This window comes from Proteus sp. fly-1013 (assembly GCF_040140245.1).
Lineage (GTDB): Bacteria > Pseudomonadota > Gammaproteobacteria > Enterobacterales > Enterobacteriaceae > Proteus > Proteus mirabilis_B.
Genome location: NZ_JBEEWD010000005.1, coordinates 227,469 through 248,613, shown reverse-complemented (window position 1 = coordinate 248,613; position 21,145 = coordinate 227,469). Strand labels below are relative to the sequence as shown.

At 40.8% G+C, this 21,145-nt stretch carries 28 protein-coding genes and 1 pseudogene; 22 read left to right on the top strand and 7 right to left on the bottom strand.

The genetic code is table 11. The features are described from left to right. Positions 1 to 30: 30 nt before the first annotated feature. From ABN236_RS11690 to ABN236_RS11660, 7 genes are all read right to left on the bottom strand, one after another. Positions 31 to 453 (bottom strand): hypothetical protein, encoded by a 423-nt coding sequence (locus ABN236_RS11690; protein ID WP_072070106.1) that lies wholly within the window; start codon positions 451 to 453, stop codon positions 31 to 33. Beyond that, positions 450 to 749 (bottom strand): hypothetical protein, encoded by a 300-nt coding sequence (locus ABN236_RS11685; RefSeq protein WP_036934667.1) that lies wholly within the window; start codon positions 747 to 749, stop codon positions 450 to 452. The genes ABN236_RS11690 and ABN236_RS11685 overlap by 4 nt, the downstream gene beginning before the upstream one ends. Continuing rightward, positions 749 to 1,153, bottom strand: coding sequence for a hypothetical protein (locus ABN236_RS11680; protein ID WP_109391064.1), 405 nt, complete (start codon positions 1,151 to 1,153; stop codon positions 749 to 751). The genes ABN236_RS11685 and ABN236_RS11680 overlap by 1 nt, the downstream gene beginning before the upstream one ends. After that, positions 1,140 to 1,337: a hypothetical protein gene (locus ABN236_RS11675; protein ID WP_109391063.1), complete on the bottom strand. Its 198-nt coding sequence runs from the start codon at positions 1,335 to 1,337 to the stop codon at positions 1,140 to 1,142. Before ABN236_RS11675 ends, ABN236_RS11680 begins: the two co-directional genes overlap by 14 nt. Positions 1,338 to 1,339: 2 nt before the next feature. Beyond that, complete coding sequence (locus ABN236_RS11670) at positions 1,340 to 1,546, bottom strand: hypothetical protein (RefSeq protein WP_349474039.1); 207 nt, start codon at positions 1,544 to 1,546, stop codon at positions 1,340 to 1,342. A 299-nt stretch (positions 1,547 to 1,845) separates the two neighbouring features. Further along, a complete protein-coding gene (locus ABN236_RS11665; RefSeq protein WP_349474038.1) occupies positions 1,846 to 3,483 on the bottom strand; it encodes an SIR2 family protein in 1,638 nt (545 codons plus the stop codon). Between the two features lie 208 nt (positions 3,484 to 3,691). Continuing rightward, positions 3,692 to 4,399: a LexA family protein gene (locus ABN236_RS11660; protein WP_109391059.1), complete on the bottom strand. Its 708-nt coding sequence runs from the start codon at positions 4,397 to 4,399 to the stop codon at positions 3,692 to 3,694. 95 nt (positions 4,400 to 4,494) lie between these two features. Here ABN236_RS11660 and ABN236_RS11655 point away from each other — a divergent pair, with 95 nt between their 5' ends. From ABN236_RS11655 to gpG, 22 genes and pseudogenes are all read left to right on the top strand, one after another. After that, on the top strand, positions 4,495 to 4,719 hold the full coding sequence (locus ABN236_RS11655) for a Cro/CI family transcriptional regulator (protein ID WP_020946099.1): 225 nt from the start codon (positions 4,495 to 4,497) through the stop codon (positions 4,717 to 4,719). Beyond that, positions 4,691 to 4,960, top strand: a complete 270-nt coding sequence (locus ABN236_RS11650; protein ID WP_227335954.1) for a hypothetical protein — start codon at positions 4,691 to 4,693, stop codon at positions 4,958 to 4,960. Before ABN236_RS11655 ends, ABN236_RS11650 begins: the two co-directional genes overlap by 29 nt. A 256-nt stretch (positions 4,961 to 5,216) precedes the next feature. Further along, positions 5,217 to 6,782 (top strand): DEAD/DEAH box helicase family protein, encoded by a 1,566-nt coding sequence (locus ABN236_RS11645; protein ID WP_349474037.1) that lies wholly within the window; start codon positions 5,217 to 5,219, stop codon positions 6,780 to 6,782. Then, on the top strand, positions 6,779 to 7,753 hold the full coding sequence (locus ABN236_RS11640) for a DUF7146 domain-containing protein (RefSeq protein WP_072065065.1): 975 nt from the start codon (positions 6,779 to 6,781) through the stop codon (positions 7,751 to 7,753). Before ABN236_RS11645 ends, ABN236_RS11640 begins: the two co-directional genes overlap by 4 nt. Beyond that, the gene (locus ABN236_RS11635; RefSeq protein WP_349474036.1) at positions 7,753 to 8,535 is read left to right on the top strand and encodes an antitermination protein; all 783 of its coding nucleotides are present in this window, start codon (positions 7,753 to 7,755) and stop codon (positions 8,533 to 8,535) included. Before ABN236_RS11640 ends, ABN236_RS11635 begins: the two co-directional genes overlap by 1 nt. A 469-nt stretch (positions 8,536 to 9,004) precedes the next feature. Then, positions 9,005 to 9,310 (top strand): phage holin family protein, encoded by a 306-nt coding sequence (locus ABN236_RS11630; protein WP_049199107.1) that lies wholly within the window; start codon positions 9,005 to 9,007, stop codon positions 9,308 to 9,310. Then, positions 9,307 to 9,699 carry a M15 family metallopeptidase gene (locus ABN236_RS11625; protein WP_311751258.1) on the top strand — a complete coding sequence of 131 codons (393 nt, stop codon included), beginning with the start codon at positions 9,307 to 9,309 and terminating at the stop codon, positions 9,697 to 9,699. Before ABN236_RS11630 ends, ABN236_RS11625 begins: the two co-directional genes overlap by 4 nt. Further along, positions 9,696 to 10,073, top strand: a complete 378-nt coding sequence (locus tag ABN236_RS11620) for a DUF2570 family protein (RefSeq protein ID WP_349474035.1) — start codon at positions 9,696 to 9,698, stop codon at positions 10,071 to 10,073. The genes ABN236_RS11625 and ABN236_RS11620 overlap by 4 nt, the downstream gene beginning before the upstream one ends. Continuing rightward, entirely contained in the window at positions 9,961 to 10,215 is a 255-nt protein-coding gene (lysC, locus tag ABN236_RS19350) for an Rz1-like lysis system protein LysC (RefSeq protein ID WP_502929627.1), read from the top strand. The genes ABN236_RS11620 and lysC overlap by 113 nt, the downstream gene beginning before the upstream one ends. A gap of 39 nt (positions 10,216 to 10,254) precedes the next feature. Beyond that, a complete protein-coding gene (locus tag ABN236_RS11615; protein ID WP_349474034.1) occupies positions 10,255 to 10,647 on the top strand; it encodes a hypothetical protein in 393 nt (130 codons plus the stop codon). 1,031 nt (positions 10,648 to 11,678) lie between these two features. Then, positions 11,679 to 12,209, top strand: coding sequence for a Rha family transcriptional regulator (locus ABN236_RS11610; protein WP_349474033.1), 531 nt, complete (start codon positions 11,679 to 11,681; stop codon positions 12,207 to 12,209). 64 nt (positions 12,210 to 12,273) lie between these two features. Further along, a complete protein-coding gene (locus ABN236_RS11605; RefSeq protein ID WP_349474032.1) occupies positions 12,274 to 12,768 on the top strand; it encodes a DUF1441 family protein in 495 nt (164 codons plus the stop codon). Next, entirely contained in the window at positions 12,765 to 14,867 is a 2,103-nt protein-coding gene (locus ABN236_RS11600) for a phage terminase large subunit family protein (protein WP_349474031.1), read from the top strand. Before ABN236_RS11605 ends, ABN236_RS11600 begins: the two co-directional genes overlap by 4 nt. After that, positions 14,864 to 15,079: a DUF6148 family protein gene (locus ABN236_RS11595; protein WP_004247869.1), complete on the top strand. Its 216-nt coding sequence runs from the start codon at positions 14,864 to 14,866 to the stop codon at positions 15,077 to 15,079. The genes ABN236_RS11600 and ABN236_RS11595 overlap by 4 nt, the downstream gene beginning before the upstream one ends. Beyond that, positions 15,076 to 16,566 carry a phage portal protein gene (locus ABN236_RS11590; protein WP_349474030.1) on the top strand — a complete coding sequence of 497 codons (1,491 nt, stop codon included), beginning with the start codon at positions 15,076 to 15,078 and terminating at the stop codon, positions 16,564 to 16,566. The genes ABN236_RS11595 and ABN236_RS11590 overlap by 4 nt, the downstream gene beginning before the upstream one ends. After that, entirely contained in the window at positions 16,532 to 18,514 is a 1,983-nt protein-coding gene (locus tag ABN236_RS11585) for a ClpP-like prohead protease/major capsid protein fusion protein (protein ID WP_349474029.1), read from the top strand. Before ABN236_RS11590 ends, ABN236_RS11585 begins: the two co-directional genes overlap by 35 nt. An 88-nt stretch (positions 18,515 to 18,602) precedes the next feature. Further along, a complete protein-coding gene (locus ABN236_RS11580; protein WP_349474028.1) occupies positions 18,603 to 18,944 on the top strand; it encodes a DUF2190 family protein in 342 nt (113 codons plus the stop codon). Between the two features lie 11 nt (positions 18,945 to 18,955). Continuing rightward, complete coding sequence (locus ABN236_RS11575) at positions 18,956 to 19,228, top strand: ATP-binding protein (protein WP_270757093.1); 273 nt, start codon at positions 18,956 to 18,958, stop codon at positions 19,226 to 19,228. Between the two features lie 9 nt (positions 19,229 to 19,237). Beyond that, entirely contained in the window at positions 19,238 to 19,801 is a 564-nt protein-coding gene (locus ABN236_RS11570) for a phage tail protein (protein ID WP_161681297.1), read from the top strand. Further along, complete coding sequence (gene gpU / locus ABN236_RS11565) at positions 19,801 to 20,196, top strand: phage tail terminator protein (protein WP_167392495.1); 396 nt, start codon at positions 19,801 to 19,803, stop codon at positions 20,194 to 20,196. The genes ABN236_RS11570 and gpU overlap by 1 nt, the downstream gene beginning before the upstream one ends. A gap of 11 nt (positions 20,197 to 20,207) precedes the next feature. Then, a pseudogene (locus tag ABN236_RS11560) lies at positions 20,208 to 20,669 on the top strand (phage tail tube protein); the annotation flags it as partial. A 71-nt stretch (positions 20,670 to 20,740) separates the two neighbouring features. Beyond that, on the top strand, positions 20,741 to 21,130 hold the full coding sequence (gpG, locus tag ABN236_RS11555; protein WP_109391042.1) for a phage tail assembly chaperone G: 390 nt from the start codon (positions 20,741 to 20,743) through the stop codon (positions 21,128 to 21,130). The last annotated feature ends 15 nt before the right edge of the window (positions 21,131 to 21,145 follow it).

Sequence of the window (21,145 nt, the reverse complement as noted above, 5' to 3'; positions counted from 1 at the left end):
GCTATAATTAATTTTTATTTAGTGGATGATTTATTTATTGGTTAAAGCATTATTTAATTCGTAATATAGTCTATCAGCTTCTTTTTCTGCATCATCATATTTAGCGACAGCTTTAGCATATTCTTTTTGTAATCGTTCAATATTACGCTCTTGCTTTAATCGCTCTTGGAGTTCGGTTAGTTTAGCTTCCTTGCGATCCATAAAGTGTTCGGTAGGTTCGCCACGCTTAAAAGCGATTGTGCCATTTTCAAGTTCGCATTGTTCACCTTCATAGTTAGTCTCAATGCCTTCCTTATGAAGTTCACGCTCGGTGAGGATATTTGCTAGCTTATTTAATGCTGAACGCTCACTTAAGTAAGCACGATTAGCACCTGAAATAATATAAACAGGGCGCATAGCAATAGTAATTTGATTGTCAGTTGCTTTCTCAATAGCTTCGTGTTGTCTGCTCATTTTCTTGTTCCTTTTATTTTTCGATTTGATATTTCGTATTCAATTCCACCAAGTCTGTCATTTAATATTGATATAAATGACGATAGCTGACTTACAAATAATCCCACATCCCCAAGATGATCTTTACCATCGGGATAATTTTCATTAGCATCAGCCCAAAACATAAACTCACCGAATATATTCATTCCTGTAACAAGTGAATCGATAGCTAAATCTAAATTACCTCTTAAGTTACCCAGTTCACCTTCTGTTAATTTACTTAAATCAGGAAGAGTAACTAAGTCATCAATATTCATTAAGCCTCCGTGAAACTTACTTTTTCATAAACAGTTTCTAAATTTAATTTGGCTGACTGGATTAAATTTGTAATTTGAATATCGTAATTTTTAATGTGACCGCTTTCTTCAGAGACTTTTAAATTAATTGCAGTTTCTAATGTATTTAAAATACACCCGACAGCCGTTTCAATTGTATCGTTATTACTGATTTTAATTTCACCGATAGGCTTTGGTGATTTGTCAATATTAATGCTTGATACATTTTCTTTAGCTCTTTCTATATTGGCTACTGCAGATTCAATCGCATTAAACATATTATCGCTAGGTGTTACGTTATCGTTGATAATGAGATTTAAAATAGAAGTCGCATAAAGTAATTCATCACAAGCGGATTGCTTTAGTTCAGTGTTATTCATTGCCATTATCTCTCTGTGCATTTTCTTCAAGAATCCAGTTAACAACATCACCAGATAATTCATGCGCTAGTTCTATTAAAGTTTCAACATCAGGGCTTTCAGGAACTCGAAGATTATTCAGTTGAAATAAAAGCGCATTTAATTGAGAGCTTTTTTTTGTAACAGCTTCTAAGTTGAGTTCGTGAGCCATAATTAAGCCTCGCAAGGAAATTGAGCAGAGAAAACAACATTACCACCAAGTAATTCTTTAGCTTGTTCAGCGCTGGTGGCCATAACTTCTTTTTTCTCTGGACACTCTGTTTTAGTCCAGAAACGAAACAAGAACATAGGTAGCATTACGCCTGTATGTATGTCAGGTTTCGATAAATTAGTGGTTGCGGTAGAATGTATATTGGTCATATTTGTACCTTTATTTTCAATTGACATGATAAATAATAGTTTAAGTATTATTTTATTTCAATACTTAAAGTATTGAATGTTGTTTTTAGTATAAAAGCTATTGATATTTCAGATAATTTATTTTCAAATAAATCTCAGATTGGAATGCAGATCACTTCTTTGGAGGGGAAAGGGCACAAAAAAGCCCTCTTGGGGAGGGCTGTTGACATTTTTTATATTACAAAGTAGCATTAAATCACGCTTCGCCAAGTTGGGGAAGTACCCCGCCACCACACGGGGTCAATAGCAAAGCCCAGATATTATTGTTTGGGCTTTGCTATATTAGGAGCGATGTGGTAAACATCTCCATTGAGCAATAAATCAAAACTCAAAAATAATCTCCTTAACTCTGTTCGTATGTATTCACTGGTAGACACGTCATTGAAAAGAGGTATGGCAGAATCCTGAACGTACTTTATTAAATCATCTTTATCTATATTTCTTATATTCTTAACTATAATCATTAGCTCTTTAGGTTTACTGAATCCACCGTTACAAACTTCTTGCATAGATCTAAAAATTTTTTCAGAGTTCACTTTATCTAGGTCAATGGCCTTTATTATGTCATCCAACTTACCGTGTTTTGATATGCGGCTATTTAGTTTTTTGATTTCTCGTCTTGTTAACTCTAATTTATTGAAATTACAAGTTTTTATTAGCTTTGAGAATGGCGCTCTAGTTGTGTAATTTACATCCAAAAGATATTTAATAGCTGTTTTATTTGATATTTCATTTTTTTCAAGAATATAATCATTTACATAATGATTTTCGTCTATATATGTAGATACGTATTTTTTATCGCCAAGGGCAACTACTAAATTCTTACCTTGTTTTACAGCTTCTTCAAGTTGATCTAGGTCTGCAGGCGTAACCAGAATTGTATCTAAATTTCCTTTTTCACCTTCGTTTAAAATGAGGTTTTTTATAGCTCGCTGATATCGTAAAACCTCGTAAGGTGAAAGTCCCTCATCAACCAACAAAATATCATCATATATTTTTTTATAATTATCCGTTTCTACGGATGTATAACTAATCTTTAATTGCTGATCCGTAGTGTATTTTTTTATAACCTCTAACTCATCTTCTTTAAACTCAATTAGAATAATTCTTTCAGCAGAAACCCTGCCATCTTCGCTAGGTAATTGAGATGAAAAATCAGATAATAACTTCCGTACATTTCTATCTGAAAGAGAGTACCCCATAAACATTATAGGGTTTTTTATCATATTGGATAAAATTTTAGCGCTTATCAATATAGATTTACTATCATAAAGGTCATAATCTTGTTTTGTTATAATAATAGAATGTGGATTATTTACATCTCCATGTATTTTATATAACTCACTCCATCCGACAGTATCATCAAAAAAACCCTCATTACCTATGTATATTTTTGGTATAACAGACTGCTCTTTAAGTAAAAACTCAATGAAAGGGTCGTAGTTCGTTGTAATAATCATTTTTGCTTTCTTTAGAAACTTTTTAAATGATTCGAACTCTTCTTTGTCTATGTCATCTTTTAAGTTTAAAGATGAAAATCTTTGACATAGAGAATATTTGAAGGGGGATATTTTTTCGCTAAATACTTTTTTCGCGGTCAATCCTTCAAGGGTTATAACTCCGTCATTAAACAAATCATTAAATTTTTCTTCAATAAAAGATGCAGCCTCGGTGTATATTTTATGATCTAAATCTGTCTCGTTGAGAAAATCATCCTGATGCTCTTTCTTTAATTTATTTAAATAATTATAAAAATTATCTGAATTATCAGTTACTTTATTCCAATATTCTTCTAACAACCCATCCCATTTTGGAAAATTATCAAGGTATCGCTTTGATATACCAGAGCCAATGAAAACAATAGGGTAGTTTTTAAAGTTAAAAATAGGTTCTGGCATAAAAGACTCCTTAATTTATTTCCACACCCTAAAACGTGTCGTCAGGTATCAAAACCACGCTATGCTAACGGCGATATAAAGTACAAATACCCAGAATGCACCTTTTACCAATAGGTAAATTAGATTCCAGATTGCTGTATCCAAATTCACTAAAGCCTGAAAAAAATCATTTATATGTTTCATTAAAACGTGTCGTCAGGCCATTGTGTTACACAAAACGCATCATCATCTGAACAACAACACCAATGATCTTACAGTTGCCATTGATCGTAATAACTGGGTAAGCTGGGTTCAGTGCTTTAAGATATTTAGCGCCATCCATAACAAGTTTTTTGAATGTTGCTTCATTTGTTTCAGTCAGTTTAGCTATCACCAAACTTCCATTTATAGGCTCTCTTCCTGTATCAACAAGAACTAGCGATCCCTCTGGAATACTTACTCCAGCTGGGGCTGTCATTGAATCACCTTCAACCTTAAGCCAAAAAGCAGATCCCTGAACAGCGACTTCAGACTCGTACCATTCGTCAATCTCACTCAACGTATATGGTTCACAGGCCTCGGTCCAATTCCCCGCCTGAACAAAGCTAATAACGGGGTATTTAGGGGCTGGTCTATAAGGTCTTGGATTACTAACATTTGCATCAAATCCTTTTGATAACTCTGTTATTTCTTTAGCTAAGGATGGGCTAAACTCAGATATTGATACTTGTAGTTTTTTAGCAAAAACAGAGGCAATTTGTAAGTTAAGAGCATTTCGGCCATTAAGATAATGGCCAACGGCTCCTTGACTAATATCTAGTTCATCAGCTATTTGCTGCTGAGTTAGATTAAGCTCTTTTTTCTTTAACTCATACAAAGCTTTCAACCTATAGCAGTCTTCAAGCTGTTCTGTCGTCAGTTTTTTCTCTAATTTCATGAATACATCCTAATACTATTAATATTAATATTCCAATACCGTAAGTATTGATTATAATAATATCTATAGTATTATTCTGTTTATGGAGGTATTAAATGCAAAAAGAACTTTTATCCGAGTTTGTTAGAAAAAATGGGCAAGGAAGAACTGCAGAGCTACTTGGCGTACATCAAACTGCAATTAGCCAAGCTTTACGAAAAGGGCGAATTATTTACATTTCCACTAATGGCTTAGGAGGGTATGAAGCTGAAGAAATAAAGCCATTTCCAAACAAAATCAAGGAGCAATTAGGTGCACCAAATCAACATGCCGATGCCTGATCACTACTTTCCTGATGATGCTAAGTGGATTCAGGAACAGCTGATGAAGTTAAAAGCAACTAATCGGCAGAAGGCATTAATTAAATATTCGGAAGTATATCAAGCGGAATGGGAACGTGAACAAGTTCCCTACCGTAAGGCTAACAAAGCTCGTCATGAAGCCAATGTGAGACTGAGAAAGTTTGTAGAGCATTATCAGAGACCAATGCAAGGGTATACAGCAAAGCCGTTATCGATTTAGCAGTAATTAAATTTAGGAGGTATTGGAGGTTAAGACGTTTAGCCGTCTAGATTGTTTTCTGGGGAAGAGGGGAAAACTTTCTAGGGGGGAAAGGGGGGTGATCTTTGAAAGGGGTGTTAGGGAAGGCACAGCCAAGGGAGTGAGTAGATCTTAAATATAGATCTCTATAGGAGTTAAAAGACCAACAGCCGTTTAGACGTCCAGATAAAAATAAATCCCTTCCTTTGGCAGTGCTAATTATCAAATGAGGAAACCGATGTTAACAATCACACCAAATTTTGCACAGGAACGCGGATTGACGATGTTACGTCAGGCATGGAAGCAAAATAGAACATTCATGATTTATAGCCCAACAGGAAGCGGAAAAACGGCATTAGCCGCGTTTATTACTGACGGACATATTCAGCGTGGAATGAGAGTGATGTTTCTTGTTCCTTACACAATTTTGATTGATCAAACAGCCAGCCGTTTTATTGAGTATGGCTTGCCAGCCGAAGAGATTAGCTATGTATGGCGCGATCATCCTAACTACGATCCGACTCGTTTAATTCAAATCGCATCAGCAGATACCGTTATTCGTAGAGACTTTCCAGACAACATTGATTTACTCATAATCGATGAGGCGCATTTGCGTCGTAAGAAAATATTAGAAGTGATCAGTGAAAGTGAATTCAAGGTAATTGGTTTGTCCGGTACGCCTTTTGCGCCATTTCTTGGTCATTACTACGAAACACTAATCAAACCCACCACTATGAAAGAGTTAATCAAACGTGGTGATTTAAGCTCATACGAGTTCTATGCACCGACTAAACCCGATTTATCAAAAGTGAAATCGTCCAGCAACGCAGAGTTTGGTAGTGATTACAAAGAAGCTGAGATTGCTGAAATTATGAGTGGTGCTGATTTGGTGGGGGATATTGTTGATAACTGGCTTGTGAATGGACGAAATCTCCCTACGATTTGCTTTTGCGTCACAGTCAGTCATGCCAATTTTGTCACCGTCGAGTTCAACCGTGCAGGTGTGAATGCTGAGGTGATTACTGCAGATACGCCACATGATGAGCGTCAGATCATTATTCATCGGTTTGAACAAGGCGCGACTAAGATACTTGTGAGCGTGGGAACATTGATTGCCGGCTTTGATAGTGATGTTCGTTGCATTATTTATGCCCGTCCAACTAAATCAGAAATTCGTTGGTGTCAGGCGATTGGAAGAGGATTGCGTACCGCACCAGGAAAAGAGGCTTGCCTTATTTTCGATCACTCCGGTTCTGTTCACCGCTTAGGTTATCCCGATGATATTGAATATGACGAACTGCCTACCAAAAATGACGGCATGAGTGAATCTTCATCTATCCGAGAGCAAGAAAAACGAGAGAAGAAACCCAAAGAATGTTCCTCTTGCCACTACATGAAGCCTGCAGGTGTTTATGTTTGCCCTAAATGTGGGTTTAAACCTTTAGTTGGTGAAGATATTGATGTTGATACTAGTCGAAACATCAAAAAACTAAATAAGAAAGAACGCACTTACACCCGAGAAGACAAGCAAAGCTGGTGGTCTCAATTGAAATACTACCAGAATCAACGCGCAACACAGGGCAAGCCGATCAGTGATGGTTGGGTTTCTAATACTTTCAAAGATAAATTTGGCGTATGGCCACAAGGCTTTCACAACACACCACAAGAAATCACCCCCGAAGTGAGCAACTTTATTAAATACAAACAAATTGCCTTTGCTAAATCTCGCAAGAAGGCACAAGTCAATATTCAAAATTTACGCACTCAAATTAGCCACCAGCCACAGCAAGGAGGTTTACTGTGAATACAATTGATGCCGTAAAAGGGCAATGGGAAAAAGTATTTGCTCATTATGGATTACCTCCTATAACGGGGCGTAAGCACTTTAAAGGGAAATGCCCTATCTGCGGACAAAAAGGAAAATTCCGTATTGATGATAAAGACGGGCGAGGAACTTACATCTGTACATGTGGTTCGGGTAATGGCTTTCAATTACTGGAAAGAACACAAGGTAAAGACTTTAAAACATTAGCAGATGAAATTGATGTATTGATTGGTAATCAGCGAGAAAAAGAAGCTATTTTGCCAACTAAAATAAATAAGAATAATTTATTCCAACGCATCACTGGCTGTTATTCCAAACTACCCATACTGAAAAACACACCCGCCATGCAGTATTTGCAGAATCGAGGAGTTTTTGAATTACCAGCAGATAATGTCCGTTATTGTGATCATCAACCTGTTCGTAATAGTTTTGACAAATTTCAAGCTATTTGGTCACTAGCTACTGATGCTAAAGGGCAACTTTGTTATTTACATAGAACATATTTACAAGGAGACAAAAAAGCCCCTCTTGATGTTGTGAAGAAAATGACCGCGGTGCAGGAAGATAACTATTTAGAGTATGCAGAATCTGTCGCGATAAGAATGTTTCCTGTCGATACCACACTTGGCATAGCTGAAGGTATCGAGACGGCACTTTCCTGTAAGCAACTCTATGGTGTAAATACTTGGTCGGTCATCAATACTAACTTCATGAAAAAGTTCAAAGCACCAAAAGGTGTTATCCACCTTGTTATCTTTACAGATATGGATTGGAATGCGGCAGGTCATGCTGCAGCTATGGAGTGCGCACATAAAAACCTACTTTCTAATAATGATGTAGAAACGGTCAGTGTGAGATGGCCTGATAATGGTGATTTTAATGACATGCTAACAGAAGCTTGTGAGGTAAGAGAGTTAGTATTTTCAAGACAACATAAGGAAGTGGCGTAATGAAATTAGAATCAGCACTAAAGCAATTTTATCCGAAGTCACCTACATTCAGTGATAGCTCTTGCTCTACTTCACCTGACAGATTAAAAGGGATGGATAGCGCTGGGGCACTAGGTATGACAGAGCAACGAGCTAAGTTTGGCATGTCTGCGTTTTTTGCTAAGAATGACGTGAGTGAAGAGGACAAGTTCAGCACCGTAGAGCAGTTAACGCAATACGCACTTAGAGTAACACCCAAGCTGGTGGCGAAATCGGCGGGCAATAAGTTGGGTTACTGTTTAGTGATCCTCGCAAAAATGGCGTTTGAGGATTACGCCCGTTCAGCGGGTTCAGTTTGCGAATGTTCTGCGTGTGCAGGCAAAGGGCTAATTTACAGTCACAAAGATGTTGTTAAGTACCAAGGGAAAACGAGTATTGATGGAACTGTTGTCATTGAATCTTGGAGTGAAAAAGAAAAAGTTGGTGAGTTATGCAAAACCTGCAATGGTAAAGGAAAGCTAACCTATCGCTGTCGCTGTAAAGGGCGCGGAAAGATTTTAGATGAAGAACAAACCGAGTTACAAGGTGGTGTTCCTGCGTTTAAAGATTGTCCTCGTTGTTCTGGTCGTGGTTATAAGAGAATGCCTTCTTCAGTCGCATATCAGGCAATAAGACACATAGTACCTGAGTTAACCCAACCAACATGGTCTCGTAACTGGAAACCGTTCTATGAGAAGTTAATCAGTAAATGTTTTAGTGAAGAGAGTAGCGCGGATGCAATATTCAACAAGGTTACAAAATAACTGGTTATACAAACAGTGAAAGCTTGCATTTTGAATAAGATTGCCTTATCATCTTTAAATAGTGGGCGATTTATTACTTGCCACACTGAGTTTTATCAAGACCTCGCTTCGGCGGGGTTTTTTGTTATCTGGAGTTTATATGTATGACGAATTCGATGCTTTTGATGAGCATCCTGACTTTTAATTCCCCCGAATTCGATGGAATAAGTTATTGATATTTATCCAGAGTGCTTATTTGCATTGTGGTAATCAAACTCTCTGGAATTACCGGATAGTTCACATGTTCGGTTATTCCGAACAACTCATTTTGAAGATCGCTTAGGCGGTCTTTTTTCGTTTCTACCATATCGAGAATGTGCTCGAAATGGTTTCGTATATGCCGACCACAGAATCAATCACAACACCTCACATTCACACAAGAGCTGTGAGTCGGCGTTCTATTAACTAATTCCTCCAGAAAGGAGGCGGTATGACACGAATGGACGAGAAAGACAAATTCAGTGCCACCGCATGGGGTGTCATATTCGCTATCTCCCTATACGGCGGATTGGCTAGATACATTATTGACAATAAACGTAACGGTTATCGGTGGAGCTGGGTAGGAGCAATTATGCAAATGTTCGTATCTGGCTTTGCTGGGATGATGGGTGGGCTTATATCGATAGAACTTAACGCCTCATTCTACTACACGTTATTTACGGCTGGCTTATGTGGTTCCGCTGGCTCTTTAGCATTGGATTTCTTCTGGGATAAGTTTACAGGGGGTAAGAAGTGAGTAAGTTTAGATTAAGCAAACGTAGCGAAGAAAACCTCCGTGGCGTTCATCCTGACTTGGTTAAAGTAGTACATCGAGCATTAGAAATTACTGATATTGATTTTATGGTGATTGAAGGTAAACGCAACGAAGCCCGTCAACGACAGTTAGTTGCAAGCGGCAAAAGCCAAACGATGAATAGTCGTCACTTAACCGGTCACGCTGTTGATTGTGCTCCGCTGGTAAATAATCAGATCCCGTGGAACGATTGGTCATACTTTAAAAAGGTAGCTGATGCCATGATGCAAGCGGCGAAAGAGTTCGGCGTCGATATCGAATGGGGCGGCAACTGGAAAACATTTAAAGATGGTCCTCACTTCCAATTAACCCATAAGACATATCCAGCATGAGTACGCTAACTAAGGTATTAGCTGGACTACTGGCAATATCTGCATTCTGGCTATGGTGGGTAATAGATGACTACGACAAACTGAGCAAAGACTACAACACAGCAACTAGTCAGTTATTTCGCCAGCAATCCATTACAGAAAACGCCAACCGAACATTCAGGATTATCAACAATGTCTCATCACTTAATAGCGAAGAGCGGAATAGGTCAGCCGTGGATTCTGAAAAAGTTAAAACGGTTATCAAAACTGTTCTTGTCAATAATGATTGCGCCAATACTGCTATTCCTAATGATGCTCTTATCCGGATGCACGACTATTCAGAAAGAATACGTGCCAGTGGAGCACATAGCGATACCGGCACACCTAACCGCTGATTGTCTCTTGCCTTATATACCCAAACAAATGACATGGGGAGAATCGTTAATGTTAAACATCTCCCTGTTATCGGTTATTGAGCAATGTAACTCAGACAAGAAAGCAATACGGGAAATTGAACAACAACGAGCCTCTAAGTAATTAGGGGCTTTTTTATACCAACAGAAACAGGAAGAAAATATGTTTACTTTAAAAACTATTGTTAACGGTGATGTAAGCCTCAGAAGTGAAAGTAGTCTATCAATAATTAAGCTAGGCAGCCCTCGATTCATTGAGTTACTTGATAAGTTTAAAAATTGGTCAAACCCTGATTACGCTATTGAGACTCCAGCAATTTACGAAGATGCTGAGTGTACAAAAGCGATACAGGAAGAGGAGCTAATTGTTAGCGAAAAGAGCATTGATCACGTTGATGTGCAGAAAGACTGCATTGCAATCATCGTTACAGAATGTGAGTCAATCACTCACCCGAATATGAAAGAATTTAACGGGCAGATGTTTGAATTCATTTACAAGGGTGAATCAGCTTATATAACTGACGCAAACGGACATACCGTAGAAGTAGTTCGATAGAAAACAATCGCCTCGCAATAGCGGGGCTTTTTAATGGAGAAATATCATGGCAGTAGAAGGTTCAGATAATCCAGTTAAATTCCGTGAAGAACTGGATAAAAGCACTCCAAAAGAATAAAAAAAGCCCAGCATGGGTGCATGGGCAAACTAACAAGATATCAATCAAAGTATAGTGATAATTACTTAGTATAGCTTAAGTAAGTATATATACCAGATTGATAATTCTGATTAACCTATTTTTACCTAAATAAAAAACGCAAGATAAAAATAACCCTGTGAGTTTGGGCTCCCACAGGGCTTTCACTAGTATGTGTGAAAACATTAGATTACCAATATCCAGTAAGCCAATCTGTTAATAATCAACGTAAGTTTTTAGAAAACAATCGCCTCGCTCAATAGTGGGCTTTTTTATGCGTCGCATTGTCGCAGTCTCCTATGTTAGCTATGACCTATCTTCCTTACGCAGTGAGCGCATAGTGAGAATCAAAAACAATGAATCCACTCTATTCTAGTACGGGTAGCAACGTCAGCTATGAGAGAAGAAACGGCGTGACTATGGAGAGACATAATTAATTCTACAAACGTCATTCATTGAGTGGCGTTGATAGAGTTTATATAGATAGCCATCAGTTAACCGCTGGTGGCTTTTTTATTGGAGATAGATATGTCAGATAAAAAAGAGATAGGCGATCAAAAGGTACTCCCAGCGGGGTACCCTCTCCACGGGGCGGCGCGCACGCGGGAAACGGCGCATTTTTCAATTTTTATCGGTCGTCACCACCAGTATAATTATTTGATAAATATATATTAAAAAAATAACAGTGATGAATTTGCTTGTTTTTTGTTCATCACTATCTCAAAGCTTTAACTCTCATTTTTATTGTTTTACATCTCATTTCACTGCGCATTCACCGCGCAAAATAACCCATAGAACCTTACAGAAAGTCGAACCTGAGAAATCCCGTTAATGGTGTTTCTATGGGGCGGTTATTTCTGGTGAACAGGTTCGCTTTTCTATAAGGATTTACACCATGAGTAATGTAGTCGTTATTCCTGAATTTAATTTTCAAAAAATGGTTATGGCATCTGACGGTAAAGTGTTCACAACGAGTAAAAAGATTGCTGAGTATTTTGGTAAGCACCATAAGAATGTGTTGAAGAAAATAAAGCAAACAATCAGTGATTGCCCTAGTGAATTTGCTGGGCTCAATTTTGAGCCCACTGATTACATTGATAAAAATGGTGATATTCAGCCAATGTATAAGTTATCCAAAGACGGATATATGCTATTGGTAATGAGTTTTACGGGTAAATCAGCAATGCTTATTAAAATAAAATTTATCCAAGCATTTAATTGGATGGTAGATCAAATCAATCGCTGGAAAGGTTTAGGTGAAGAGGCTCAGCATCGGCACGCATTAAAATCTGCTAAGTCGGAGTTAAAAGGTCGCCTTGGTAGCCAGTTAATGAATAAACGTAAGAAAGAAAAGAAAGCATTGCAATTGGAATATGAGCAAATACTTTCACTCACACAACCCAAATTATTATTTGTAGATGAATAGGTCCTAGTGGCCTTTTTTATTATTGAATTCGTTATGATCAGGAGTGGAATAAAACAAATGAAATATGGACAAAGAACTCAAACACCTAAAACTCAATATCAGCCAGATAGCTGCACTTTCTGGTGTCCATCGGCAAACTGCTTCCGCTCGTCTTAATCATTTAGAGCCTGTTGCAGGCAATAGCTCAAATCTAAAACTCTACGCACTCACTGATATTTTATCTGAAATGATGAAGGCGCCAGCCCCTGTCGATAATCAGGAAATGTTACCTCAAGATCGGAAAGCGTGGTATCAGTCTGAGCGGGAGCGTTTAAAGTTTGAGCAAGAAGTGGGGGAGTTATTGCCTGCCTCAGACGTTGCACGAGAATATTCAGCACTGGCTAAAGCGATGGTACAAGTGTTGGAAACGTTACCTGACATATTAGAACGTGATTGTGCATTAACACCGACAGCCGTATCTCGTGTTCAAGGTATTATTGATGATCTTCGCGACCAGATAGCACATCAAGTCTTAAGTGATCAATCGGATGGTGAAGAGAACGATGAGGATGAGTTATGACAGCAACAGTGTCAGCAACCACATTAAGAAAAAATGTGGCACAACTCATTAAAGCACCGAGGCGAATGCCGGTTGCGGATGCTGTGGCAAAATATATGCGCGTGCCTGTGGGAGCGGGTAACTCTGTTCCTTGGGACCCAGCAGTATCCCCTTACATTGTTGAACCTATGAATTGTTTATCGTCACGGCTCTATGATGCAGTGATATTTGTGGGACCTGCGAGAACAGGAAAGACGGTCGGGTTAATTGATGGGTGGGTGATTTACAATATTGTGTGTGATCCGTCGGATATGTTGCTGGTGCAAATGACGCAAGATAAAGCACAAGAGCACAGTAAAAAACGGCTTTCTCGCACCTTTCGTTGTAGTCCTGAAGTCAGTAAGCAACTCAGCCCTCGTCGTAACGATAATAACGTGTTTGATAAATACTTTTTATCGGGCAGCTTTTTAAAAATGGGGTGGCCATCGATTAATGTAATGTCCTCATCTGACTTTAAATGTGTGGCACTCACCGATTATGACCGTTTTCCAGAAGACATCGACGGTGAAGGAGATGGCTTTTCTTTAGCCTCAAAACGGACAACCACTTTTATGTCAGCGGGTATGACGCTGGTGGAAAGTTCTCCGGGGCGTGATATTACCGATACTAAATGGAGTCGTTTATCCCCTCACGAAGCCCCGCCCACAACGGGTATTCTATCGCTTTATAATCGGGGGGATCGCCGTCGCTGGTACTGGCAATGTCCTCACTGCCACGAATATTTTCAGCCTATTTATGATGCGGTAAAGGGGTATCGTGACAATCCAGATCCCGTAGAAGCGAGTGAATCTGCGTATGTGGAATGTCAGCACTGCTTAGGTCGCATCGAACCCCATCAAAAACGGGAACTCAATAATAAAGGGGTGTGGTTGATTGAAGGGCAGTCCATTGATAAGCAAGGGAAGATCTCAGGCACAGGGCGTCGTTCGCGTATTGCCTCTTTTTGGATGGAAGGACCTGCTGCTGCTTATCAAACGTTGTCTCAGTTAGTTTATAAATTACTGACTGCAGAACAAGAATACGAATTAACCGGCAGTGAAGAAACCCTAAAAGCGGTCACCAATACAGACTGGGGCTTGCCTTATTTACCGCGCACAGCACAAGATCAACGTCGGAGCGATGAATTAATCAATCGTGTTGAAGACTTAGGAGAATTGATTGTTCCTGATGGCGTACGATTCTTGGTTGCCACAGTTGACGTACAGGGCGGTAAAAAACGACGCTTTGTGGTTCAGGTGGTCGGTTACGGTGAAAAAGGCGAACGCTGGGTGATTGACCGCTTTGAAATAACCCAATCCCTACGTTATGACAACAACGGTGAATGCCGTCGAATTGATCCGGGCTCTTATCCTGAGGATTGGCAAGTATTAATCACGGATGTATTAGAGAAAACCTATCCATTGCAACATTATCCTCATCATGAAATGGAAATCATGATGTTGGGCGTGGACTCTGGTGGTGAAGATGGCGTTACTGATAATGCTTATAAATTTTGGCGTCGCTGTCGAAAAGAGGGATTACACCGTAAAGTCTATCTCTTTAAGGGCGACGGGCATAAACGCAGTAAGTTAATCACCAAATCATTCCCTGATAACACCAGTCGTTCTGAACGGCGCGCCCAAGCGAAAGGGGATGTGCCTCTTTATTTACTGCAAACGGATCAACTCAAAGACCGGATCAGCTCTGCGTTATCGCGCGATACCGTCGGACCTAATTATATTCATTTCCCTGATTGGCTGGATGAATCGTTCTATGACGAGTTGACGTATGAAGAGCGTGATGAAAAAGGGCATTGGGAAAAGCCGGGTCGAGGTGCTAATGAGGCATTTGACCTGATGGTTTACGCCCATGCCTTGGTGATATTAAAAGGGTACGAGAATATTAATTGGGAAAAACCGCCTAAATGGGCGAGATTGCCTGATGTAATGCTTTCCTCATCCCCGCCAATTGCCGATATCGCCACAGAGCCTGAAATAAAACCCTCACCCGAAACCCAAAAACAGGAAACGCCTGCCGTATCAGCATGGGCACCGGTATCAAACAGCGGAGGCTGGATATGACGAAAGAAGAAATTGAACACATGATTGAGCAATACCGTTTAGCGGAAGAGGCGGTATTAAAAGGCAAATCCATCACCTTTAATGGGCAAGCCATGACAATGGAAAATCTCAACGAGATCATCAAAGGTCGTGAGCGTTGGGAATCTCGTTTATCGGCGTTGATATCACGAAAACGAGGTAATCCAATGTATAAATTAGCGAGGTTTAGATGACATTATTAGACAGCGCCATTGGTTATTTCGCCCCAAACTGGCAAGCTTCGCGCCTCCGCTCTCGCTTACAAATTAAAGCCTATGAAGCCGTTTTACCCACTCGTACTCATCCCGCTAAACGTGAAAATCGTAATGGTAACCAACTGACTCAATTTGGTGGCACATCATTACGGGAGCAAGCGCGATGGCTAGATAACAATCATGATATCTCTATCGGCATTCTCGACAAGATGGAAGAACGCATTGTCGGGGCAAAGGGCATTATTGTTGAGCCACAACCTCTCGATGGTGCCGGACAAATTCATGAAGATTTAGCCTCTCAAATTCGTCAAGCCTGGGCGGAATGGTCCGTGTTACCCGAAGTGACAGGGCAATTTAGTCGCCCTGTATTAGAACGTTTATTGGTGAGAACGTGGCTACGTGATGGTGAAGTCTTTGCTCAGCTCGTCAAAGGTAAAGCCAAGGGGTTAGATCCTCAAGCCAATATCTATTTTTGGCTCGAAGCCTTAGAGCCTGACTTTGTGCCTATTCACATGAATATGCCAGAAAGTAAGATTATCCAAGGCATTAAGTTCAATGAGTGGGGGCGACCCACAGGGTATCAGGTATATAAAAACCTCCCCCAATTCAGTGCCAATTTGGGGGATATCAAAACCATCGATGCTGAAAATATGTTGCACTTGAAGTTCACTCGTCGGCTTCATCAAGCGCGGGGTGTCAGTTTGTTTTCGGGGATCTTAATGCGCTTAAGTGCGTTAAAAGATTACGAAGATGCGGAATTGACCTCCGCACGTATTGCGGCTTCATTGGGGATGTACATCAAAAAAGGGGATGCCGGCTCTTTCCCTGAAGGTGACTACGACGAAGATGAGCAACGTAATATTGATATTCAGCCGGGCATGATTTACGACGGTTTAAAGCCGGGTGAAGAAGTGGGCATGATCAAATCAGACCGCCCCAACCCTAATCTACAAACCTTTCGCAATGGGCAATTACGTGCGGTTTCTGCGGGCAGTCGGGGTAGTTATTCCAGTATCGCCCGTGACTATAACGGCACATATAGCGCTCAACGACAAGAGCTGGTGGAGTCATTTGAAGGCTATAACATTTTTCAAGACACCTTTGTGGCGGGCATTAGCCGTCCGATGTATCGCAATTGGTTAAAAATGGCGATAGCCAGTGGTGTGGTCGCCGTGCCACCAGATGTTGACCCTAAATCACTGTTTAATGCGGTTTACAGTGGACCTGTGATGCCGTGGATTGATCCGAAAAAAGAGTCTGAGGCATGGAAAACCTTATTACGCGGTGGCGCGTCAACAGAAAGTGACTGGATACGCGCCAAAGGGGGCAACCCTGCGGATGTGAAACGTCGTCGTAAAACCGAAATTGACGAAAATAAACGATTAGGACTGGTATTTGATACTGATCCTGCTAATGACAAAGGGGCACAAGATGCTAAACAACAAGAACCTGATAACGATGCCTAAAATGTCGGGGCCAGTAACTCAAAAAAACTGGTTTCGCATGCAAGCTAAAGAAGACCAAACTGCCGATATCTATATTTATGATGAGATCGGTGGGTGGGGAATTAGCGCAAGACGCTTTACGGAAGATTTAATTTCGCTGGGTAATCTCAGTCATATCAATCTGCATATTCACTCTCCCGGCGGTGAGGTGTTTGATGGTATCGCCATTTATAACCAACTTAAAAACCATTCCGCAACAATCACGGTTTATATCGATGGATTAGCGGCTTCAATGGCATCAGTCATTGCGATGGTGGGTGATACGGTCATTATGCCGAAAAATGCCATGATGATGATCCACAAACCGTGGGGCGTTTCATGGGGGGATGCGAATGATATGCGTGAATATGCTGATTTGCTCGACAAGTTAGAAAACGTATTAATCCCTGCTTATGTGGCGAAAACAGGGAAAACAACCGAAGAAATTACCGCCATGTTAGAGCAGGAAACATGGCTTGATGGTGACGAGTGTGTTGAACACGGTTTCGCCGATAAAGTGATTGAGCCAGTAAAAGCAATGGCAAGTCTTACATCTAAACGAATTGAGGAATTTTCATCTATGCCAAGTGCAATTAAAAATCAAATTACCCCGAAAAATACCACTAGCCCTACACAGCCTCATCCAACTCCGGTACCGACACCAGAACAACAACCGAATGCAAATGATCAGGCGCGCTTAAATGGGATTAAAGATTTATTTGCCATGTTCGGTGGTCGTCACAATGATTTGATGATCACTTGTTTATCGGATGCGAGTTGTTCTATTGAGAAAGCGCGTGAGCAATTACTTAACACGGTTGCACAACAACAAAATCCTGAACCATCAAATAAAGGTAATGCGCATATTTACGCTGGAAACGGCAATATCGTGGGTGACAGTGTGCGTGCCTCTGTGATGGCGCGTGCGGGTTATCAAGATTATGAAAAAGATAACGCCTTTAATAGCATGACACTGCGTGAGTTAGCACGCGCATCACTGACGGAGCGTGGCATCGGTGTGGCTACGTATAATCCGATGCAAATGATTGGAATGGCATTTACGCACAGCACGTCTGACTTCGGTAATATCCTGCTAGATGTCGCAAACAAAGCGATTTTACTGGGTTGGGAAGAAAACGAAGAAACCTTTGAAAAATGGACGAAAAAAGGGCAACTCAGCGACTTTAAAACCGCACACCGTGTGGGATTAGGGGCATTCCCTTCCTTACGTCAAGTGCGTGAAGGTGCCGAGTATAAATACGTTACGCTCGATGATAAAGGCGAAACCATTGCGCTAGCGACTTACGGTGAATTATTTAGTATTACCCGTCAAGCCATCATCAATGATGACATGAATATGCTGACGGATGTGCCAATGAAGTTCGGTCGTGCAGCTAAAGCGACTGTCGGTGATTTGGTGTATGCGGTGCTTATCGACAATGAAAAAATGAGCGATAAAAAAGCACTATTTAGTGCCGATCATAAAAACATGATCACCGGCGGGATGGATGTAGAAACCATCAGTGCAGGTCGCACCGCGATGCGTCAACAGAAAGAAGGTGAGCGTACACTCAATATTCGTCCTGCGTTTATGTTGGTACCGACCACACTGGAAACACAAGCTATCCAAGTGGTTAAATCAGGCAGTGTGAAAGGCGCAGATGTTAATGCCAATATCATTAATCCAGTCCGTGATTTAGCGGAAATTATTGCTGAACCTCGTTTAGATGAAGCGAGTACAAAAGATTGGTATATGGCCTCACGTCAAGGTAGCGACACCATTGAGGTGGCGTACTTAAACGGAATCGATGTGCCGTATATTGACCAACTTGAAGGTTTTACCTCAGACGGTGTTACCACAAAAGTGCGTATTGATGCGGGTGTAGCGCCAGTTGATTATCGCGGTCTGCTGAAAGTAACGGGTAAGTAAGACGTCTTTTTTCTTCGTTTTATCCTGATGCCCTGATGGGCTTTTTTTATATCTAAAATCCGGTGCTTCGGCATCGGAAGGAGTTTTTATGGCTAAAAATTATGTACAACAGGGTGGCACTATCGCCGTGGTTAACAGCACAAAAGAGATCATTAAAAGTGGTCAATTGGTACACGTTGGCGCTATTGCTTGTGTTGCGATCACGGATATTCAACCTAACGAAACCGGCGATGGTTTTGCAGAAGGTGTTTTCTTACTGAACAAAAAAGCCGGTATTGCCTTAAAAGCCGGCACTACGGCGTCCGTTAAAGACAATATCGTGGTGGATACAGGTGGCACACCTGCTGGTGTGGTTTGGGATGATGCGGATGCATCGAGTGAAAATGTTACGGTTAAACTCAATGTGTTCGCACCAGCGGGTACGCCATAAGGTAGGAAACGATGAATCCATTTGAACGGTTGGTAAAAAGAATGGATAACGTGACCGAAGAACGGATGGGGATACCCATCCGTATTAATGGTGTTTTTTATCAAGCACTCGAATCTCACTTTATCCCTGAATTGGGTCCGATGAGTGGTGATGGGGTGAGTTATGTTATTTTTTCGTCAACCTATCAACCTGACCGTAAGGATACTGTTGAAATTGATGGAAAAACTTACCAAATTACTCGATATCAAAAGTTTAATGGTAAACCCCATATTTGGATTAAATAGGTGGATGATATGAAAGGGTTAGAGCAAGCCATTAAAAACTTGAATAGCATTAATGATGAAATGGTACCGAAAGCAACGGCAATGGCGATCAACCGTGTTGCTCGCCGTGTCATTAGCCATAGTGTTAAACGGGTTTCAGCTGAAACAAAAGTGCCTCAACGCCTGATCCGTCAACGTGTTCGACTTAGTCGAGCGAGCAGTCGCTATAAAACGCCTCGTGCTAGATTAGTGATAAACCGGGGTAATTTACCCGCCATTGCTTTGGGTAGTGCTCGCGTTCAACTATCAAGAAAAAGAGGTAATCAGAAAGGAGCAGGGAGTGTGTTGAAAGTGGGCAAATTTTCTTTTCCTAATGCCTTTATTCAACAGCTTGATAATGGGCGCTGGCATATTCTTCAGCGCGTTGGGAAAAGTCGTTATCCCATCGAAGTAGTTAAAATTCCGCTCGTCACACCGTTAACAACGGCTTACACCGAAGAGTCAGAGAAGCTTATTGAATCTGATATGCCTAAAGAAATGGCATCGGCATTAAAGCAACAATTACGGCTTTATATAAAAGGGAGGGTTTGGTGATCAAACACACACAGATCCGACACGCAATTAAAGAGGCGATTGAGCCTCATGCCAATGGGGCGACAGTATTTGATGGTCGCCCTTTTTTTGTGGATGAAAACGACTTCCCAGCGATTGCTGTGTATATCACCGATGCTATTTCAACAGGTGAAAACCTCGATGAAGACAGCTGGCAAGCGATTGTTCACATAGAAGTTTTTCTTAGTGCGAATAGCCCTGATGCTGAATTAGATAAATGGGTTGAAGCTGTGATTTATCCCGCACTGACCTCCATTCCCGCACTGTCCGATCTTATCGAAAATATGACCCCTAATGGCTACGACTACCATCGTGATGAAGAAATGGGGTTATGGGGTTCAGTCGATCTCAATTATCAAATTAGTTACTCAATGTAAAAGGAATCATTATGCCTACACCAAACCCATTGGCACCCGTAAAAGGTGCTGGTACCACGCTTTGGATTTATAGCGGTACCGAAGATCCATTAAAAGCGCCGTTTGATGATACAGATTGGACGCGACTGGCGAAAATTAAAGAGTTACAGCCGGGTGAAATTACCGCAGACAGTTATGACGATACCTATCTTGACGATGAAGATGCAGATTGGAAAGCGACTGCTCAGGGGGAAAAATCAGCAGGTGAAGCCAATATTACGCTGGCATGGAAGCCGGGTGAGCAAGGACAAAAAGATCTGGTTGATTGGTTCCAACTGGGTGATGTTCGTCACTATCGCATTCGTTATCCGAATGGGGCGGTTGATATTTATCGTGGCTGGGTTAGTTCGCTTGGAAAAACAGTGCCCGCAAAAGAAGTAATCACCCGCACGATTAAGATCACTAATAGTGGTCGTCCAGCTCTTGCTGAAGAAATTAAATCAGCGTCAGAGCAAGGAAAAAGTGCACCCGTTATTAAAAAAGACAATGAATAAAAGGTAACAGTATGTTTTTAAAGAAAAAAGAGTTTACTTATGGTGGTAATTCTGTTGCGTTATATGAATTATCAGCACTACAACGCATTGAATACTTTGATTTTTTAGTCGAGCAAGCAGAAAAAAACGACGATATTGAAAAAGTAGAAGGCGTTAAAAAAACCGCCCTGATTATTCGTGCAAACACAGAATCGAATGCCTGGTTAGTGTCTCGTTCATTAGCGCACGGTGGATCAGATGATGTTGAACAAATTTATAATGATGTTCTTTCTACATGGAATCCTGAAGCACTCGGTCTCGCAGCTAAAGAGGTGTTGGTGATTAGCGGAATGGCGCAAACTGAAAACACGGAAAATGAAAATATTCACAGTGATGCACAGGAAGAGTCACTGGAAAAGTAGTCGCCCGTGAACATC

Coding starts and splice junctions, on each gene's coding strand:
- ABN236_RS11610 (WP_349474033.1), top strand. CDS start 11,679: ATGAGTAATGTAGTCGTTATTCCTGAATTTAATTTTCAAAAAATGGTT.
- ABN236_RS11670 (WP_349474039.1), bottom strand. CDS start 1,546: ATGACCAATATACATTCTACCGCAACCACTAATTTATCGAAACCTGAC.
- lysC (WP_502929627.1), top strand. CDS start 9,961: ATGATTGCGCCAATACTGCTATTCCTAATGATGCTCTTATCCGGATGC.
- gpG (WP_109391042.1), top strand. CDS start 20,741: ATGTTTTTAAAGAAAAAAGAGTTTACTTATGGTGGTAATTCTGTTGCG.
- ABN236_RS11575 (WP_270757093.1), top strand. CDS start 18,956: ATGAATCCATTTGAACGGTTGGTAAAAAGAATGGATAACGTGACCGAA.
- ABN236_RS11595 (WP_004247869.1), top strand. CDS start 14,864: ATGACGAAAGAAGAAATTGAACACATGATTGAGCAATACCGTTTAGCG.
- ABN236_RS11635 (WP_349474036.1), top strand. CDS start 7,753: ATGAAATTAGAATCAGCACTAAAGCAATTTTATCCGAAGTCACCTACA.
- ABN236_RS11675 (WP_109391063.1), bottom strand. CDS start 1,337: ATGGCTCACGAACTCAACTTAGAAGCTGTTACAAAAAAAAGCTCTCAA.
- ABN236_RS11590 (WP_349474030.1), top strand. CDS start 15,076: ATGACATTATTAGACAGCGCCATTGGTTATTTCGCCCCAAACTGGCAA.
- ABN236_RS11570 (WP_161681297.1), top strand. CDS start 19,238: ATGAAAGGGTTAGAGCAAGCCATTAAAAACTTGAATAGCATTAATGAT.
- ABN236_RS11645 (WP_349474037.1), top strand. CDS start 5,217: ATGTTAACAATCACACCAAATTTTGCACAGGAACGCGGATTGACGATG.
- ABN236_RS11620 (WP_349474035.1), top strand. CDS start 9,696: ATGAGTACGCTAACTAAGGTATTAGCTGGACTACTGGCAATATCTGCA.
- ABN236_RS11660 (WP_109391059.1), bottom strand. CDS start 4,399: ATGAAATTAGAGAAAAAACTGACGACAGAACAGCTTGAAGACTGCTAT.
- ABN236_RS11685 (WP_036934667.1), bottom strand. CDS start 749: ATGAATATTGATGACTTAGTTACTCTTCCTGATTTAAGTAAATTAACA.
- ABN236_RS11655 (WP_020946099.1), top strand. CDS start 4,495: ATGCAAAAAGAACTTTTATCCGAGTTTGTTAGAAAAAATGGGCAAGGA.
- ABN236_RS11585 (WP_349474029.1), top strand. CDS start 16,532: ATGCTAAACAACAAGAACCTGATAACGATGCCTAAAATGTCGGGGCCA.
- ABN236_RS11580 (WP_349474028.1), top strand. CDS start 18,603: ATGGCTAAAAATTATGTACAACAGGGTGGCACTATCGCCGTGGTTAAC.
- ABN236_RS11690 (WP_072070106.1), bottom strand. CDS start 453: ATGAGCAGACAACACGAAGCTATTGAGAAAGCAACTGACAATCAAATT.
- ABN236_RS11615 (WP_349474034.1), top strand. CDS start 10,255: ATGTTTACTTTAAAAACTATTGTTAACGGTGATGTAAGCCTCAGAAGT.
- ABN236_RS11600 (WP_349474031.1), top strand. CDS start 12,765: ATGACAGCAACAGTGTCAGCAACCACATTAAGAAAAAATGTGGCACAA.
- ABN236_RS11665 (WP_349474038.1), bottom strand. CDS start 3,483: ATGCCAGAACCTATTTTTAACTTTAAAAACTACCCTATTGTTTTCATT.
- ABN236_RS11680 (WP_109391064.1), bottom strand. CDS start 1,153: ATGGCAATGAATAACACTGAACTAAAGCAATCCGCTTGTGATGAATTA.
- ABN236_RS11605 (WP_349474032.1), top strand. CDS start 12,274: ATGGACAAAGAACTCAAACACCTAAAACTCAATATCAGCCAGATAGCT.
- ABN236_RS11630 (WP_049199107.1), top strand. CDS start 9,005: ATGACACGAATGGACGAGAAAGACAAATTCAGTGCCACCGCATGGGGT.